The 14,735-nt window shown below is 69.9% G+C and carries 13 protein-coding genes and 1 pseudogene; 10 read left to right on the top strand and 4 right to left on the bottom strand.

Translation table 11 applies throughout. The features are described from left to right. Positions 1 to 63 precede the first annotated feature (63 nt). The gene (locus ACWCPY_RS16110) at positions 64 to 1,761 is read right to left on the bottom strand and encodes an amidohydrolase (protein WP_451265317.1); all 1,698 of its coding nucleotides are present in this window, start codon (positions 1,759 to 1,761) and stop codon (positions 64 to 66) included. A 128-nt stretch (positions 1,762 to 1,889) separates the two neighbouring features. Between ACWCPY_RS16110 and ACWCPY_RS16105 the strand changes: the two genes are divergently transcribed. From ACWCPY_RS16105 to ACWCPY_RS16090, 4 genes are all read left to right on the top strand, one after another. Continuing rightward, positions 1,890 to 2,585, top strand: coding sequence for a TetR/AcrR family transcriptional regulator (locus ACWCPY_RS16105; RefSeq protein ID WP_451265315.1), 696 nt, complete (start codon positions 1,890 to 1,892; stop codon positions 2,583 to 2,585). Positions 2,586 to 3,366: 781 nt separating this feature from the next. Beyond that, positions 3,367 to 4,644, top strand: a complete 1,278-nt coding sequence (gene pcaDC, locus ACWCPY_RS16100) for a bifunctional 3-oxoadipate enol-lactonase/4-carboxymuconolactone decarboxylase PcaDC (RefSeq protein ID WP_451265313.1) — start codon at positions 3,367 to 3,369, stop codon at positions 4,642 to 4,644. 13 nt (positions 4,645 to 4,657) lie between these two features. After that, positions 4,658 to 5,314 carry an MBL fold metallo-hydrolase gene (locus ACWCPY_RS16095; RefSeq protein ID WP_451265311.1) on the top strand — a complete coding sequence of 219 codons (657 nt, stop codon included), beginning with the start codon at positions 4,658 to 4,660 and terminating at the stop codon, positions 5,312 to 5,314. Between the two features lie 48 nt (positions 5,315 to 5,362). Then, the gene (locus tag ACWCPY_RS16090) at positions 5,363 to 6,142 is read left to right on the top strand and encodes an exodeoxyribonuclease III (RefSeq protein ID WP_451265309.1); all 780 of its coding nucleotides are present in this window, start codon (positions 5,363 to 5,365) and stop codon (positions 6,140 to 6,142) included. Between the two features lie 123 nt (positions 6,143 to 6,265). Here the strand turns inward: ACWCPY_RS16090 and ACWCPY_RS16085 are convergent, their stop codons facing one another. After that, positions 6,266 to 7,444 carry a Cmx/CmrA family chloramphenicol efflux MFS transporter gene (locus ACWCPY_RS16085; RefSeq protein WP_451265307.1) on the bottom strand — a complete coding sequence of 393 codons (1,179 nt, stop codon included), beginning with the start codon at positions 7,442 to 7,444 and terminating at the stop codon, positions 6,266 to 6,268. Between the two features lie 753 nt (positions 7,445 to 8,197). Between ACWCPY_RS16085 and ACWCPY_RS16080 the strand changes: the two genes are divergently transcribed. The 6 genes from ACWCPY_RS16080 (at position 8,198) to ACWCPY_RS16055 (ending at position 12,932) form a co-directional block, all read left to right on the top strand. Further along, positions 8,198 to 8,800 carry a fasciclin domain-containing protein gene (locus ACWCPY_RS16080; protein WP_451265305.1) on the top strand — a complete coding sequence of 201 codons (603 nt, stop codon included), beginning with the start codon at positions 8,198 to 8,200 and terminating at the stop codon, positions 8,798 to 8,800. 367 nt (positions 8,801 to 9,167) lie between these two features. Beyond that, entirely contained in the window at positions 9,168 to 9,608 is a 441-nt protein-coding gene (locus ACWCPY_RS16075) for a DUF6278 family protein (RefSeq protein ID WP_451265303.1), read from the top strand. Positions 9,609 to 9,731: 123 nt separating this feature from the next. Further along, a complete protein-coding gene (locus ACWCPY_RS16070) occupies positions 9,732 to 10,475 on the top strand; it encodes an amino acid ABC transporter ATP-binding protein (protein WP_329819889.1) in 744 nt (247 codons plus the stop codon). A 14-nt stretch (positions 10,476 to 10,489) separates the two neighbouring features. After that, positions 10,490 to 11,401 (top strand): glutamate ABC transporter substrate-binding protein, encoded by a 912-nt coding sequence (locus ACWCPY_RS16065; RefSeq protein WP_451265300.1) that lies wholly within the window; start codon positions 10,490 to 10,492, stop codon positions 11,399 to 11,401. Between the two features lie 17 nt (positions 11,402 to 11,418). Next, the gene (locus tag ACWCPY_RS16060) at positions 11,419 to 12,063 is read left to right on the top strand and encodes an amino acid ABC transporter permease (protein WP_329819890.1); all 645 of its coding nucleotides are present in this window, start codon (positions 11,419 to 11,421) and stop codon (positions 12,061 to 12,063) included. Next, complete coding sequence (locus ACWCPY_RS16055) at positions 12,060 to 12,932, top strand: amino acid ABC transporter permease (protein WP_451265298.1); 873 nt, start codon at positions 12,060 to 12,062, stop codon at positions 12,930 to 12,932. Before ACWCPY_RS16060 ends, ACWCPY_RS16055 begins: the two co-directional genes overlap by 4 nt. Positions 12,933 to 12,991: 59 nt before the next feature. Here the strand turns inward: ACWCPY_RS16055 and ACWCPY_RS16050 are convergent. Beyond that, positions 12,992 to 13,282, bottom strand: a pseudogene (locus tag ACWCPY_RS16050) (acyl esterase); the annotation flags it as partial. A 26-nt stretch (positions 13,283 to 13,308) separates the two neighbouring features. After that, positions 13,309 to 14,529: an Ig-like domain-containing protein gene (locus ACWCPY_RS16045; RefSeq protein WP_451265296.1), complete on the bottom strand. Its 1,221-nt coding sequence runs from the start codon at positions 14,527 to 14,529 to the stop codon at positions 13,309 to 13,311. Between the last annotated feature and the right edge of the window lie 206 nt (positions 14,530 to 14,735).

The following is a 14,735-nucleotide window of genomic DNA, read 5'->3' as shown; positions in this document are numbered from 1 at the left end:
CTCTGCGTTGGCACTGTCTGTCTCCGTCCGGGGTGGGCTCGATGAAGTGCGTGGGGAGGGGCGTCAGTCGGTCGGCGCGGTGGGCGCTGTCGTGTTCGCGTCGAACACGAGGCGGCCTTCGACGTACGTCCGGCGCACCCGGACGTCGCCGATCTCGTCGGCGGGGCGCGTGAAAGGGTCGCGGTCGAGGACGACGAGGTCGGCGAACTTGCCCACCTCGACCGTGCCGGTCACGTCGTCGAGGTGGTTCACCCAGGCGGTGCCCGCGGTGTACGCGGTGAGCGCCTCGGCCAGGGTCAGTGCCTGTTCGGGGTAGAACGGCGGATAGGTCTCGCCCTCGGGGAGCTCCTGGGCGGGGGCGGCACGGTTGACCGCGACGTGGATGCCCCACAGCGGGTTGGGGCTGCTCACCGACCAGTCGCTGCCGGCGGCGAGGTGGGCGCCGGCACGGCGCAGATCCCCGAAGGGGTACTGCTGGGCGGCGCGTTCGGGCCCGAGGAACGGGATGGTCAGCTCGTCCATCTGGGGTTCGTGGGCGGCCCACAGCGGCTGGATGTTCGCGGCGACGCCCAGTTCCGCGAAACGCGCGATGTCATCGGGGTGCACGACCTGGAGGTGGGCCAGGTGGTGCCGGTGGTCGTTGGCACCGTTGGCTGCACGGGCCTCGCCGAGCGCGTCGAGTGCCTCGCGCACGGCACGGTCGCCGAGCGCGTGGAAGTGGACCTGGAAGCCGGAGCGGTCGAGCGCACACACCGCTTCCTTCAGCAGTCCGGGCTCGACGAAGCTCAGGCCGGAGTTGCCGGTTGAGCAGCCGCAGCCGTCCAGATAGGGCTCCAGCATCCCGGCGGTGAAGTTCTCCGCGACGCCGTCCTGCATGATCTTGATGCTGGTGGCCGCGAAACGGCCCGCCTGCCCGGTGCGGCGGCGCTCCTCCAGCTCCGGAAGCTGCTCCATTCCGCGGTTACGGTCCCACCACAGGGCGCCGACGACCCGGGCGAGCAGCGAACCTTCGCGGGCCGCACGCAGGTAGACGGGCAGGTTGTCCGGGTAGCCGTGGAACGAGCCGATCATGGCGTCCTGCCACCCGGTCACCCCGAGTGAGAACAGGTACTCCTGCGCGGCGAGCAGCCCGGCGTACGTCTCGTCCTCGGTCGCGACCGGAACATGACGGGCCACCAGCTCCACCGCGCCCTCGTGCAGGGTGCCGGCCGGGGTGCCGTCCGCCTCCCGCTCGATACGGCCGTCGGCCGGGTCGGAGGTGTGCCGGTCGACACCGGCGATCTCCAGCGCGCGGGTGTTGACCCAGGCGCCGTGGCCGTCGCAGTTCACGAGCAGCACGGGCCGGTCGGGCACCACCGCGTCGAGCATGGAGCGCGTCGGCGTGCCGCCCGGGAAGCAGTCCATCGACCAGCCGCCGCCACGGATCCAGGCCACGTCCGGGTGGTCCTCGGCGTACTGGGCCACCACGTCGAGACAGCCCTCGGCGGTGGTCTGCTCGCTCTGGTCGCAGCCGAGCATCTGGGTGCCACCCATCACGGGGTGGATGTGCGCGTCCTGGAATCCGGGGACGAGCAGGCCGCCCTCCAGGTCGACGACCTCCGTACCGGCACCGGTCAGCGCGCGCACCGTACCCACGTCGGCGACGGCGATGATCTTGCCGCCCCTGACGGCGACGGCGGCGTCCACCGGGACGGGGCCCGCTCCGGTGAAGACCTGGCCCCCGACGAAGACGGTGTCGGCCCGTTCGCTGCTGTGCGCCATCGATTCAACCTCCAGCAGGGCGGAATGACCCGCCCGACGCGTTCGTTGAGGAGGAGTGAACGACAGCGCAACAGAGCTGTCAACAACGTTGCGCCCACTGGATCCCGAACCGATACACTGGCCGCACCATGCCGAAGTCACCCGCCGCCAAGGCCCGGAGCAAGCGCGCCGGCAGTCAGCTCACGCCCGGTGCGATCATCGACGCGAGCCTGCGCATTGCCGCCCGAGGAAGCGAGGACGCCTTCACCGTCCGGCGCTTGGGCGAGGAACTCGGGGCGGATCCGACCGCGATCTACCGGCACTTCCGTGACAAGGACGAGCTGTTGCTGTCGGTCGCCGACCACATGCTCGGCGAGGCGCTCGACGCCATCCCCGACGGCCTCGACTGGAAGGCCCGCATCCGGGCACTCGCCGACGCCTCCCTCGCGGTCGCCCTCAAGTACCCGGTGGTGGGTTCCGCCATGGCGAGCCGGACCACGCGCCGCTCCAACGAGTTCCGGGTCGTCGAACTCATCCTCGGTGCCGTCCAGGAGGCAGGCCTGGAGGGATCCGAGGCGGCCGTCCACTACCGCATGATCGGGGACACCCTCCTCGCGTACGTGGGTCAGCAGGCCGCTTTCCTGCTGTTCGACGCGGACGCCCGCGCGGCCGACGACTCCGCGTGGAACCGCGAGTACCGGCTGGTCGACCCGCAGCGCTTCCCCCACATCACCGGCCTCAGTGGCGAACTCGCCGAGGTGACGGACGAGCAGATCTTCGACGCCACGGTCGAGGCCCTGATCTCGACCGTCGAGAAGCGCGCCGCGACTCCTCGGGGCGCGTGACCCGGGTCGGCCCAACGCCAGGCGGTACGACCCGGCCGTCCATCGGTCCGTGGACCGTGGGCGGAGCCATCCACGAACGCCGCTCTCCGGGGAGGCCGAGCCCGGGCCGATCCGTGGCACGGGCCCTGCCGGAGGGGTTCCGGCAGGGCCCGTCGGCCCATCGGACTGTCGGCCTCCGCCACCCGCTCGATGTGCACGACCGCTGAAGCCGGGTCCGGCACGACGGTGACTCTCCCGGGGAGCCGCCACTGACTGCCGGTCCTCTCCGGAGGGGGCCCGCAAGGTGATCCACAGAGCCCGCGCACGTCATACGCAAGGCTGTCGCCGACGTGGAGCACCTCTGACAGGTGCACATCGTGCCGGTGGGCAACAGTCTGCACCGCCCGCGGGTCCGGTGCGGCGGATGGGTAGTGGCATCTGACCTGAGGCGCGAGGAGGCACACGACATCGCTCTCACGTTCGTCCCGGTACGTGACGTTCGACAAGGCGACGACGGGCACGGCCATCGGCATCCGGGCCACCGCTTCACAGGCCGCGGGGAAGCCACGACAAGTGATGCTGCCACCGGGTTGCCCGGAAGCCGGGACCGAGCAGGCTCTTGGGGTGCAGCGACCGGGAGGCGGGCGCGCGCCTGGAAGATCCACCGTCGACACACGCCAGGCAACCACATACCTGGTCCCCGGGGTCCCGGCAGTGCCCGGGCCTGTCGCCAGGAGAAGGTCAGAAACCGCTGGGTTCCCCCGGCGACGTGAGACCTCGTGAGATATGGGAGCGTGAGCGGGTGAGTGAGACGACGACTGAAACCCTGCAGTACCGCTTTGACGGGCCCGAGGACGCGCCGATCCTGGTCCTGGGCCCCTCCCTCGGCACCTCGTGGCACATGTGGGACCGGCAGATACCGGAGCTCATCCCGCACTGGAGGGTCTTCCGTTACGACCTCCCCGGGCACGGCGGCGCCCCCGCCCACCCCGCCACCGCCATCGGTGACCTCTCCGACCGGCTGCTCGCCACCCTCGACGGACTCGGCGTCCAGCGCTTCGGATACGCGGGCTGCTCCATCGGCGGCGCGATCGGCGCCGATCTGGCGCTGCGCCACCCGCACCGGGTCGCCTCGCTGGCCCTGGTCGCCGCCTCGCCCCGGTTCGGCAGCGCCGACGAGTTCCGTCAGCGCGGGGTGGTGGTGCGTACCAACGGGCTGGAGCCGATGGCACGCACCGCACCCGAGCGCTGGTTCACCCCCGGGTTCGCCGCCGGCCAGCCCGCCATCGTCGACTGGGCCGTCCAGATGGTCCGCACCACCGACCCCGGCTGCTACATCGCCGCCTGCGAGGCACTCGCCGCCTTCGACATCCGCGGCGAACTCGCCCGCATCACCGCCCCGACCCTCGTCCTGGTCGGCGCCGAGGACCGGGTCACCGGCCCGGGCGACGCCCGCGTCCTGGTCGCGGGCATACCGGACGCCCGGCTCGCCCTCGTCCCCGGTGCCTCCCACCTCGCCCCGGTCGAGCAGCCCGGAGCCGTCACCGATCTGCTGCTCACCCACTTCTCGACGGCCTGGCAGGACACCCTCGCCGCCATCCCCGTCCCGCCGTCCACCCCGCAGCTCTCCGCACCCGTGCTGCCCGTCGCGGAGATCACCGCCGCCACCCCGCAGCCCCAGCCCGTGGCCGGTGGGCGCCCCGACCCGTACGAGCCCGGCCTGAAGATGCGCCGCGAGGTGCTGGGCGACGCCCATGTGGACGGGGCCCTGGCCGCCGCCGACGACTTCACCGGGGACTTCCAGGAGCTGGTCACCCGCTACGCATGGGGCGAGGTGTGGACCCGGGAGGGCCTGGACCGCCGCACCCGCAGCTGCGTCACGCTCACCGCACTGGTCGCCTCCGGCCGTCTGGAGAGCCTGGCCGCACATGTCAGGGCCGCCCTGCGCAACGGCCTCACCCCCACCGAGATCAAGGAAGTGCTGATGCAGACCGCCGTGTACTGCGGTGTGCCCGCCGCCGGTGCCGCCTTCTCCGTCGCCCGGACCGTGATCGAGGAGGAAACACGGCCCCGCCCGTAGCAGGATGGGAGCCATGGACGCCGTGAACCCCATGAACCCGACACTGACCAAGAAGACGCACTCCTGCGTCCGTCTGGAGAAGGACGGGCGGACGCTCGTCATCGACCCGGGCGCCTTCTCCGAGCAGGACGCCGCCGTCGGCGCCGACGCGATGCTGGTGACGCACGAGCACCCCGACCACTTCGACGAGGGACGGCTGCGCGCGGGCATGGAGGCCAACCCCGCCGCCGAGATCTGGACGCTGCGCAGCGTCGCCGAGCGGCTCACGGCGGCCTTCCCCGGCCGGGTCCACACCGTCGGCCACGGCGACACCTTCACCGCGGCGGGCTTCGACGTGCAGGTCCACGGCGAGCTGCACGCCGTCATCCACCCGGACATCCCGAGGATCACCAACATCGGCTTCCTGGTGGACGGCTCGCTCTTCCACCCGGGCGACGCGCTCACCGTCCCCGACCGGCCGGTCGACACCCTGCTGCTCCCGGTGATGGCCCCCTGGAACAAGATCTCCGAGGTCATCGACTACGTACGCGAGGTCGGGCCGCGACGCGCCATCGACATCCACGACGCACTGCTCACCGATCTCGCCCGCCCGATCTACGACAGCCAGATCGGCAGCCTCGGCGGCGCCGACCACGGCCGGCTGGCCCCGGGGGACTCGACCGGGCTGTGAGCGGTGCCCGTCCGGCGGCTGTCAGTGCCAGCCGCTAGGTTTACGTACATGCGCATCGCCACCTGGAACGTCAATTCGATCACCGCCCGGCTCCCGAGGCTGCTGGCCTGGCTGGAGAGCAGCGGCACGGATGTGCTGTGCATCCAGGAGACCAAGTGCACCGCCGAACAGTTCCCGGCGGACGCGCTCCGCGAGCTCGGCTACGAGTCCGCGGTCAACGCCACCGGCCGGTGGAACGGCGTGGCGCTGGTCTCCCGGGCCGGTCTGTCCGACGTGGTCGAGGGACTGCCCGACGGCCCGGACTACGACGGGGTGCAGGAGCCGCGGGCGATCTCCGCGACCTGTGGCCCGGTCCGGGTCTGGTCGGTCTACGTGCCCAACGGCCGCGAGGTCGAGCACGCGCACTACGCGTACAAACTGCGCTGGTTCGAGGCCCTGCAGAAGGCCGTCGCGGCGGACGCCGCCGGCTCGCGGCCGTTCGCGGTCCTGGGCGACTTCAATGTGGCTCCGACCGACGAGGACGTCTGGGACCCGGCGCTGTTCGAGGGGGCCACGCATGTCACCCCCGCCGAGCGCGCCGCCCTCGCCGCACTGCGCGAGGAAGGGCTGTCGGACGTGATGCCGCGCCCGCTCAAGTACGACCGCCCGTACACCTTCTGGGACTACCGGGAGCTGCGCTTCCCGAAGAACAAGGGCATGCGGATCGACCTGGTCTACGGCAACGCGCCCTTCGTCGCGGCGGTCGGGGACAGCTATGTGGACCGCGAGGAGCGCAAGGGCAAGGGCGCGTCCGACCACGCCCCGGTGGTCGTGGACCTCGACATCTGAGGCCCGTTGTCAGTGGCGGCCGATAGCGTGTTTCCCGTCCCTGTTCCGCTTGCTGGCTGCTTGCCGTGACCAGGACGGCCCCGCCCGTTCAGCGCCGGGCGGGGCTTCATCCACCGCGGTCCGTCAGACCGCGGCGATGCCGTCCCGGCTGCGATCGGAGGCACGGCCCATCACCAGGACCGCCCCGGCGCTGCCCAGGGCCAGGACCATCAGCAGGGCGCTCACCCAAAGCGGCGACCGGAAGCCGTAGCCCGCGCCGATCGCCAGGCCGCCCAGCCAGGGGCCGAGCGCGGCGCCCACATTGAACGCGGCCGTGGCGAACGAGCCCGACAGGGTCGGTGCCTCGGCCGCCAGCCGGAACACCCAGGAGATCAGCGCCGTACCGGTGCCGAACGCGAGCATTCCCTGGACGAGGACGAGCACCACCGTCGCCGACGGGCTGCCCGCGGTCATGGCCAGCCCGATCCAGCCGACGACCAGCGCCACCAGACCGGTCGCGGTGAAGGTGACCGGCCTGGTGTCGACGAGCCGGCCGGCAACCGTGACGCCGATGAACGAGCCCAGTCCGAAGAGTGCCAGCAGCCCGGGGACCCAGCCCGCGGTGAGCCCGGTGACATGGGTGGCGAGCGGTTCCACGTAGGAGAACGCGCAGAACGTCGCCCCCTGCACGAGGGCGCTGGTCAGCAGGGTCAGCAGCAGCCGCGGACCGGCCAGGGTGCGCAGCTCGACGCTCGCGGGGGCGGGGGCGGATTCCGGCCGCCCCGCCGGAACGGTCCTGGCGATCACGAGGACGGCCGGTACGGAGACCAGGGCCACGGCCCAGAACGCCGACCGCCACCCCCAGTGCCCGCCCAGCGCCGCACCGGCCGGCACTCCGGCCACACAGGCGACGGTGACGCCCCCGACCACCACCGAGGTGGCGCGTGCCCGGGCCTCGGGCCCGACCATGGAGACCGCGGTCACCAGGGCCACCGCCCAGAAGCCCGCATTGGCCAGCGCCCCGACGACCCGGGTCGCGAGGAGCAGCCCGTAGCCGGGAGTGAGCGCGCCGACGACATGGACGGCGGCGAAGACACAGAGGAAGAACAGGAGGGCACGGCGGCGCGGCCAGTTCCGGCTGAAGAGCGCCATCAACGGCGCCCCGACGATCATTCCGATCGCGAAGGCCGAGGTCAGCAGCCCTGCAGCGGGGATGGACACGTTCAGGTCGGCGGCGATGTCCGAGAGCAGACCGGAGAGCATGAATTCGGAGGTGCCCTGGGCGAAGACGGCGAGCCCGAGCGCGTAGACGGCGAATGGCATGAAGGAACCCCATGGACGGCAGATGGATGGACCAGGCAGGGGGTGTGGGCCCACGCCCGCCCGTCGCGACGGGCGGCAACGCGGAAGAACGTCCGGGGAGTTCATGGACGTGACCCGGCGACGGCGGCAGGCGCCGGAGCCGGGGAATCCGTGCACGGCCGCATCGAGAGCGGTCCGTGAGCGAGGACGGGAAGAGCGCGGCCCACACAGCGGTGGTCCTGCGGCGGCAGCCGGTGGGAATCGGCTCCGAACCGGTACCTACCCGGCGTGAGAGCAGCGATTCCGCGGGGGATCGGCCACCGGCGGACCGGTGGCTAGCCTCTGTCGGACTCGGGGCTGGACATGATCGTGAAGCTACCAGTCCGGACCGGTCGGCCTCCACCCTTTTCCGGCCGGAACCGCGAATCGGGGCACACGGCGCCCGGACTTGCCACGGAGAATCGCAAACCGGTCACCGAGGGTGAGTGGCCGGCCACCGGTGGGAGAGGCGTCGAATGCCCATCGGGCCTTCGTCCCTCCAGGGCGTGCCCGCTCGGCTGCCTGTGCCCGCCATGGGGTACACGGCCGCGCCTGCCATGGGCGAGGTCTCCGGGTGCGCTTTCCGCTGCGTGATGTCTAAGGTTGATGCGGTGGTCCACGAGGTATGCCGGAGCGGTGCAGACGACACCCCGGTCAGGTCGGCCACAGTCCTCGTCCCATGAGGGTCGCCATCGACACCCCACGGATTTCCGCCCAGAGGAAAGAGGGACCGGTATGAGGTCACATCGCATCCGCACGAGCGCCGCAGCGGTCACCGCTGTGGTGGCCCTTCCGCTCTCGCTCGGTGCGTTCGCGCCGCAGGCGTTCGCCGGTGACGCGGCGTCCAGCCCGTCCAGCACACCGAGCCCCTTCGGACCGGGGTGCTCCCAACTGCCGCACGGCGGCAAGGGCAGTGCCACCGCCATGTCCAAGGAACGCGTGGCCACGGCAGCGGCCAACAACCCGAAACTGACCAAGCTGGCACTCGCGTTGAAGGATGCCGGGCTCACCACCAAGCTCAACGACGCGAAGCACATCACGGTCTTCGCCCCCACGAACGCGGCCTTCGACAAGATCTCCAAGATGCAGCTGGCCGGCCTCCTCAAGGACAAGGCGCAGCTGAAGAAGGTCCTGACCTACCACGTCGTGGACAAGACCATCACCCCGAACGACCTTCCCAACGGCAGCTTCAAGACGCTGGAGGGCTCCACGCTCAAGACCTCCGGGTCGGGCACGTCGTTCAAGGTCAACGACACCGCGAAGATCGTCTGTGGAGACATCAAGACGGCCAACGCCACGGTCTACCTCGTCGACTCGGTCCTCATGCCTCCGTCCTAGGAGCACTCCCTCTCCGCGCTTCACGGCCGGCCATGCAGAACGACGCACAGGGTGACTCGTACGCGTGTTCATTCGGGTGAGTGATCACGGTGCGGTCGTCTCCGCCGTCGGCCGGCCCGCCGGTCCCGGGTCGCGATCCACACCCCCGAGGTGCAGCGACCCGGGGCCGGTTTTGTGTCATGGTGAGCTGATGGTCGCACTTCGCCGTGACGGCCTGGTGGGGTCCGGTGGGAGTCGAGCGGGAGATGATCATGGTGAGCGTGAGGCAACTGACACCGACGGGAGCCGACTGCCGGCGGTCACCCGCGCCGAGCGCCCCCCTGGTGCGATCCGGATCGGGCGGCGGCGGCCCCGTGGGGATCCGGTCATGAACATCCCCTTCCTGGACGGCTGGCGCAAGCGTCACGACGGAGTGCGGGGAGCCGGGCTCGCCGCCACCGTCGCGGCCGATCCCGATGGCATGGCCGAGCTCCTCGCCGAGTGCGAGCTGTTGCGGGTCCGGGCGGGGCAGCGCGGGCTCGAACTCGACGACAGTCCGGCCTCGTTGGTGGCTCTCGACCAGTTGCCGCCACGCTGGCGCGACGACCCCGAGGAGCTGCCCTGGCTGGGCAACGACGCGGGTCTGTACCTCGGGACAGTCCTGGTGCGTCATGTACCCGGCGCGGTCTGGGGGATCCGGCCCAGTGGGCAGCCCGTGGTGCGGCTCGCCTCGGGGCGGGAGATCGATGTGGTCGAGGCCGGGCTGGACTGGGCGATGGCGGGCAGCCCCGAACTCTCCCAGGTGTACTCGGAGTCGGCCGAGAGGTAGGAATTTCACTACAACCGAATAAGAAGCCTTATGCCCCATTTGTGCGTGTCGGTGACGAAGTCCCTTTGACGGCTGGATAGTTTGCGCTGACCTCGACACAGCGAAAAGTGGGTAGGGCAGCGTATGGCCGTCGATCCGTTGATCGAGCTGCGGGACGTCAACAAGTACTACGGACAGTTGCACGTACTGCGGGACATCAATCTCACCGTCGGCCGCGGGGAGGTGGTGGTGGTCATCGGCCCCTCCGGCTCCGGCAAATCGACGCTCTGCCGGACCATCAACCGGCTGGAGACGATCGAGTCCGGCCATATCGCGATCGACGGCAGACCTCTCCCCGAGGAGGGGAAGGGCCTCGCCCAGCTCCGGGCCGAAGTGGGCATGGTCTTCCAGTCGTTCAACCTGTTCGCACACCGGACCGTGCTGGCCAATGTCTCGCTCGCCCAGCTCAAGGTCCGCAAGCGCAAGAAGGACGACGCGGACCGGCGTTCCCGCGAACTGCTGGAGCGGGTCGGACTGGCCTCGCAGGCCGACAAGTTCCCCGCACAGCTCTCCGGCGGACAGCAGCAGCGTGTCGCCATCGCCCGCGCCCTCGCCATGGACCCCAAGGCGCTGCTCTTCGACGAGCCCACCTCGGCGCTCGACCCGGAGATGATCAACGAGGTGCTGGAGGTCATGCAGCAACTCGCCCGGGACGGCATGACCATGGTCGTCGTCACGCACGAGATGGGCTTCGCCCGCTCCGCCGCCAACCGCGTGGTGTTCATGGCCGACGGACGCATCATCGAGGACCGCACTCCCGAGGCGTTCTTCACCGCTCCGGAGAGCGACCGCGCCAAGGACTTCCTGTCCAAGATCCTCAAGCACTGACGGGGAGCTCCGTGTTGCGTACGAGAAGAGTTCTGGCCGCCTGCGCCGGCCTCCTGCTGGCCGTGCTCGCCACCGCGTGCGGCAAGGAGGGCAGCCCGCCGGTGAAGGGCCCCAGGCCCGAGCAACTGCCGGTGTACGAGGTCGACACCGCATTCCGGCTGCCCGCCTCGCCGACCTGGACGAAGGCGAAGAAGCGCGGCTACCTCCGGGTCGGGGCCAAGGAGGACCAGCCCTACCTGGGCGAGAAGGACCCGGCCACCGGCGTCTACTCCGGCTTCGACATCGAGATCGCCAAGATGATGTCGGCCTCGCTCGGCTTCGACCCGAAGACGATCCGCTTCAGGACGATCGCCTCCGCCAACCGCGAGACGGCGCTGCAGAACGGGCAGATCGACTACTACGTCGGCACCTACACCATCAACGCGATGCGCAAGAAGCTCGTCGGCTTCGCCGGTCCCTACTACATGGCCGGACAGAGTCTCCTCGTCCGCACCGACGAGCACGACATCAACGGCCCGCAGGACCTGGCCGGCAAGACGGTCTGCTCGGCCGCCGGGTCGACCCCGTACCAGCGCATCGCCGCCGACTACCCGAAGGCGATCCTGGTCGCCTACGACACGTACTCGATCTGCGTCGACAACCTGCTGACCTACCAGGTCGACGCCGTCACCACCGACGACGCCATCCTGCTGGGCTTCGCGGCCAAGGCGCCCAAGGAGATGAAGGTCGTGGGCAAGCCGTTCTCCCAGGAGCCGTACGGCATCGGCGTCCCGCGCAGCGACAACGCGCTGCGGTTCGCCCTCAACGACGCCCTGGAGGCGAACGAGAAGAACGGCAACTGGAAGAAGGCGTTCGAGGCGACGCTCGGCCTGTCCGGGGTGCCCGCGCCGAAGCCGCCGCCCATCGACCGCTACCCGGCCACCTGAGAGGGCGGGCATCGACCATGGACGTACTCACCGAGAATTTCTCGCTCTACGGCAAGGGTTTCCTGGGCACGGTCGAACTGACCGTCTACTCCTCGATCCTCGCCCTGCTCCTCGGCTTCATCATGGCCTCCTTCCGGGTGGCCCCCGTCGGTTCGTTGCGGGTGCTCGGCACGGTCTGGGTGATGGTGCTGCGCAACACCCCGCTGACCCTGCTCTTCTTCGCGGTCCTGCTCGGACTGCCGCGCTTCGGCCTGGTCCTTCCCTTCAAGGTCTTCGCGGTCCTGGCTCTCGGCTGCTACACCTCCGCGTTCATCTGCGAGGTGCTGCGCTCGGGCATCAACACCGTGCCGACGGGACAGGGCGAGGCGGCCCGCAGCCTCGGCATGACGTTCGGCCAGACGCTGAACACCGTGGTGCTGCCCCAGGCATTCCGTTCGGTGATCCCGCCGGTCGGCTCGACGCTCATCGCCCTCGCCAAGAACTCGGCGATCGCCGGGGCGTTCAGCGTCACCGAGCTGCTCGGCACCTACAAGACCCTCAACGAGCTGGGCTACAGCATCATCTGGACCTTCGTCTGGATCGCCGTCGGCTACCTGATCATCACCCTGTCCATCAGTGCGCTCTTCAACGTGATGGAAAAGCGCTGGGGAGTCGCCCGATGACCACCCGCACCGCGCCGTCCGCCACGGCGCTCTACGACATCCCGGGCCCCGCGACCCGCAAGCGCCACCTCCTGTACGGGATCGTCTCGACGGTTCTGATCCTCGCCCTGGTCGGCTGGGTCGTCTATCTGCTCTTCGACACCGAACAGTTCACCAGCGCCAAATGGACCCCCTTCACGTACAAGGGAATCCAGGAACTGCTGCTGCGAGGACTGGGCAACACCCTCAAGGCGTTCGCGTACGCCGCGGTGCTCTCCCTCCTGCTCGGCGCGATCCTCGCCGTGGGCCGGCTCTCCGATCACCGGCCGGTGCGCTGGATCGCCACGGTGTTCGTGGAGTTCTTCCGGGCCATGCCCGTACTGGTGATGATCTTCTTCATCTTCGTGGCGCTGAAGGTGCAGCCGCTGCCCGCCCTGGTCACCGGTCTGACCCTGTACAACGGCTCGGTGCTCGCCGAGGTGTTCCGTACCGGGATCGTCTCGGTGGAGCGCGGCCAGTCCGAGGCGGCGTACGCCCTGGGCCTGCGCAAGACGCAGGTCACCACCTTCGTACTGGCCCCGCAGGCGGTGCGGGCCATGCTGCCCACGATCATCAGCCAGTTGGTCGTGGCGCTGAAGGACACCTCGCTCGGCTATCTGATCACCTACGAGGAATTCCTCCACGCGGGCAAGCTCATCGCGTCCAACCTCGACTACGATCTTCCCTTCATCCCCGTGGTGATGGTGATCTCGCCGATCTACATCGGGATGTGCATGCTGCTCTCCTGGTTCGCGACCTGGGTGGCCAAGCGGGAACGGCGCAATCCGAAGATGAAGGCCGTGGAGATCGCACCGGCCGAACCAGGAACGCTGCTGCCGGGAGTGCAGTAGCCGGGGTCCGCCGCGAGGCGGTCCCAGCAGAGCATTGCCCGCCCGGCAGCAGCCGGTGATCACTTCTCGCGCAACGGTACGGACACGTACGACGGGTCCGCCGGGGACGAGGAGAAGGTCAGCTGTGATCCGGTCGGGCCGTGCTCGGTGTACAGCGGGTCGACGGTGTCGATCACCAGGGTGGGACGGTGACCGGCCGGAACGCCGCAGGCGGTGGAGAACGGCTCCAGGCCTGCGGGGAACGGCCGGCCCTGCGTCCGTCCGTGGAAGGTACAGGGGGCGTTGCCGACCGGCTTGCCGAGGCCGAGCAGCCCTTCGTCGTGGAGATGCGCGACGAAGGTGCCGCTTTCCTCTGCCCGTCGCGGCTCGGGGCCCGCTACAGCGCGCTCTTGGCCTGCCAGTCGGACCACGACACGTTCCACGCCCCGTATCCGTTGCCCTCCGCGACCGTGCCCTTGGCGTCCGCGCCGGTGATCTCGAACGGGTCGCCGACCCGCACCTGCTGGTAGAGCGCGGCGGCGTTGGCGTCGCTCATCCCGACGCAGCCCGAACTGTGGTTGGCCACCCCGAAGTAGGCCGAGTTCCACGGCGCCGCGTGGGCGTACATCCCCGACCAGGTCAGCCGCATCGAGGAGTCGACCATCTTGTCGTAGGCGTCGCCGAGGCCGACCGTCTCGGAGCGCATGTTGATCGTGCCCTCCTTGGCCATCAGCACGGCGGTGCCGCGCCAGGACGCCTTCTCGCCGCCGGGGGTGCCGGCCGACATGGGCACGTCCATGACGGTCTTCCCGTCCCGCCTCAGCGCCAGCCGGTGACGGTCGAGGTCGACCTTGACCACCTGGTCGGCGCCGATCGTGAAGGTGGTCCGGTAGTCGCGTACGAACCAGCCGCCGGACGGGCCCGAGTCGATGCCGTTGAGACCGGCGTCGAGCGTGACCTTCGTACCGGGCTTCCAGTACTCCTTGGGCCGCCAGTCGACGCGGTCCTTGCCGGAGTAGTCCTGCAGCCAGCCCCAGGAGCCCTCGGTGTTGTTCGAGGTGGAGACCTTCAGGGCCTTCTCGACCGCCGCCCTGTCCTTGACCGGGTTGTCGAAGACGATCGAGAGCGGCTGGGCGATGCCGACCGTGGTGTTCTTGCCGGGGGCCAGTGTCAGCTTGTTGACCTTGTCCGCGGCGGCGGTGGTGAAGGCGGCCTCGGCGCTGCCGCCCTCGGTGTTCTTCGCCTCGACGCCGTACGCGGTGCCGGGCGCGGCCGGCCGGTCGGAGGTCCACGTCCTGCCGTCGGCGGATATCCGGCCGGTCAGCGCCTCGCCCCCCTTCGCGCTCACCGTGACCGTCTTCAGCTTCCCGTCGGCGAGCGTCACCTTCACCGGCGTCCCCGCGGCGGCCCGGCTGCCCCGCAGGTTCACCGAGATCCTGGCCTCCGCGGCCTGCGCGGCCGCGCTGCCCTTGCCCGAGTCCTTGCCCGAGTCCGACGCGGCGGCGCCGGAACAGGCGGTGAGCGCGGTACCGAGCACCGCGGTACCGGCGATCAGGGTGAGCCGGACCGGGCGGCCGAACGGAGCGGTACGGCGTACGGACCGAGGTGCAGCGATCAACGGAAAAACCTCCAAGGCATTGCTTTTCGTCGAGGGAGAGGCGTTCATCCGACGATAGGTTCCGCAAATCAGCCGAAAACCGGGAAATGCCCTGTGTGACATGTACCGCAGCACAACGGTCACCGTCCGGTCACATACGCCGCTCGGCTCCGTCACGGACCGCTGTGAGCATCCTGTGCGGCCCCGCGGAGCCGACAGCGGGGCGG

The sequence above is a fragment of the Streptomyces sp. NPDC002403 genome, assembly GCF_053593015.1.
This window is presented reverse-complemented; position numbering and strand designations above follow the sequence as displayed.

Bases quoted from the DNA above. Each gene is read 5' to 3' on its own strand.
- ACWCPY_RS16110 (WP_451265317.1), bottom strand. From the start codon at position 1,761: ATGGCGCACAGCAGCGAACGGGCCGACACCGTCTTCGTCGGGGGCCAG.
- ACWCPY_RS16105 (WP_451265315.1), top strand. From the start codon at position 1,890: ATGCCGAAGTCACCCGCCGCCAAGGCCCGGAGCAAGCGCGCCGGCAGT.
- ACWCPY_RS16095 (WP_451265311.1), top strand. From the start codon at position 4,658: ATGGACGCCGTGAACCCCATGAACCCGACACTGACCAAGAAGACGCAC.
- ACWCPY_RS16090 (WP_451265309.1), top strand. From the start codon at position 5,363: ATGCGCATCGCCACCTGGAACGTCAATTCGATCACCGCCCGGCTCCCG.
- ACWCPY_RS16085 (WP_451265307.1), bottom strand. From the start codon at position 7,444: ATGCCATTCGCCGTCTACGCGCTCGGGCTCGCCGTCTTCGCCCAGGGC.
- ACWCPY_RS16080 (WP_451265305.1), top strand. From the start codon at position 8,198: ATGAGGTCACATCGCATCCGCACGAGCGCCGCAGCGGTCACCGCTGTG.
- ACWCPY_RS16075 (WP_451265303.1), top strand. From the start codon at position 9,168: ATGAACATCCCCTTCCTGGACGGCTGGCGCAAGCGTCACGACGGAGTG.
- ACWCPY_RS16070 (WP_329819889.1), top strand. From the start codon at position 9,732: ATGGCCGTCGATCCGTTGATCGAGCTGCGGGACGTCAACAAGTACTAC.
- ACWCPY_RS16060 (WP_329819890.1), top strand. From the start codon at position 11,419: ATGGACGTACTCACCGAGAATTTCTCGCTCTACGGCAAGGGTTTCCTG.
- ACWCPY_RS16055 (WP_451265298.1), top strand. From the start codon at position 12,060: ATGACCACCCGCACCGCGCCGTCCGCCACGGCGCTCTACGACATCCCG.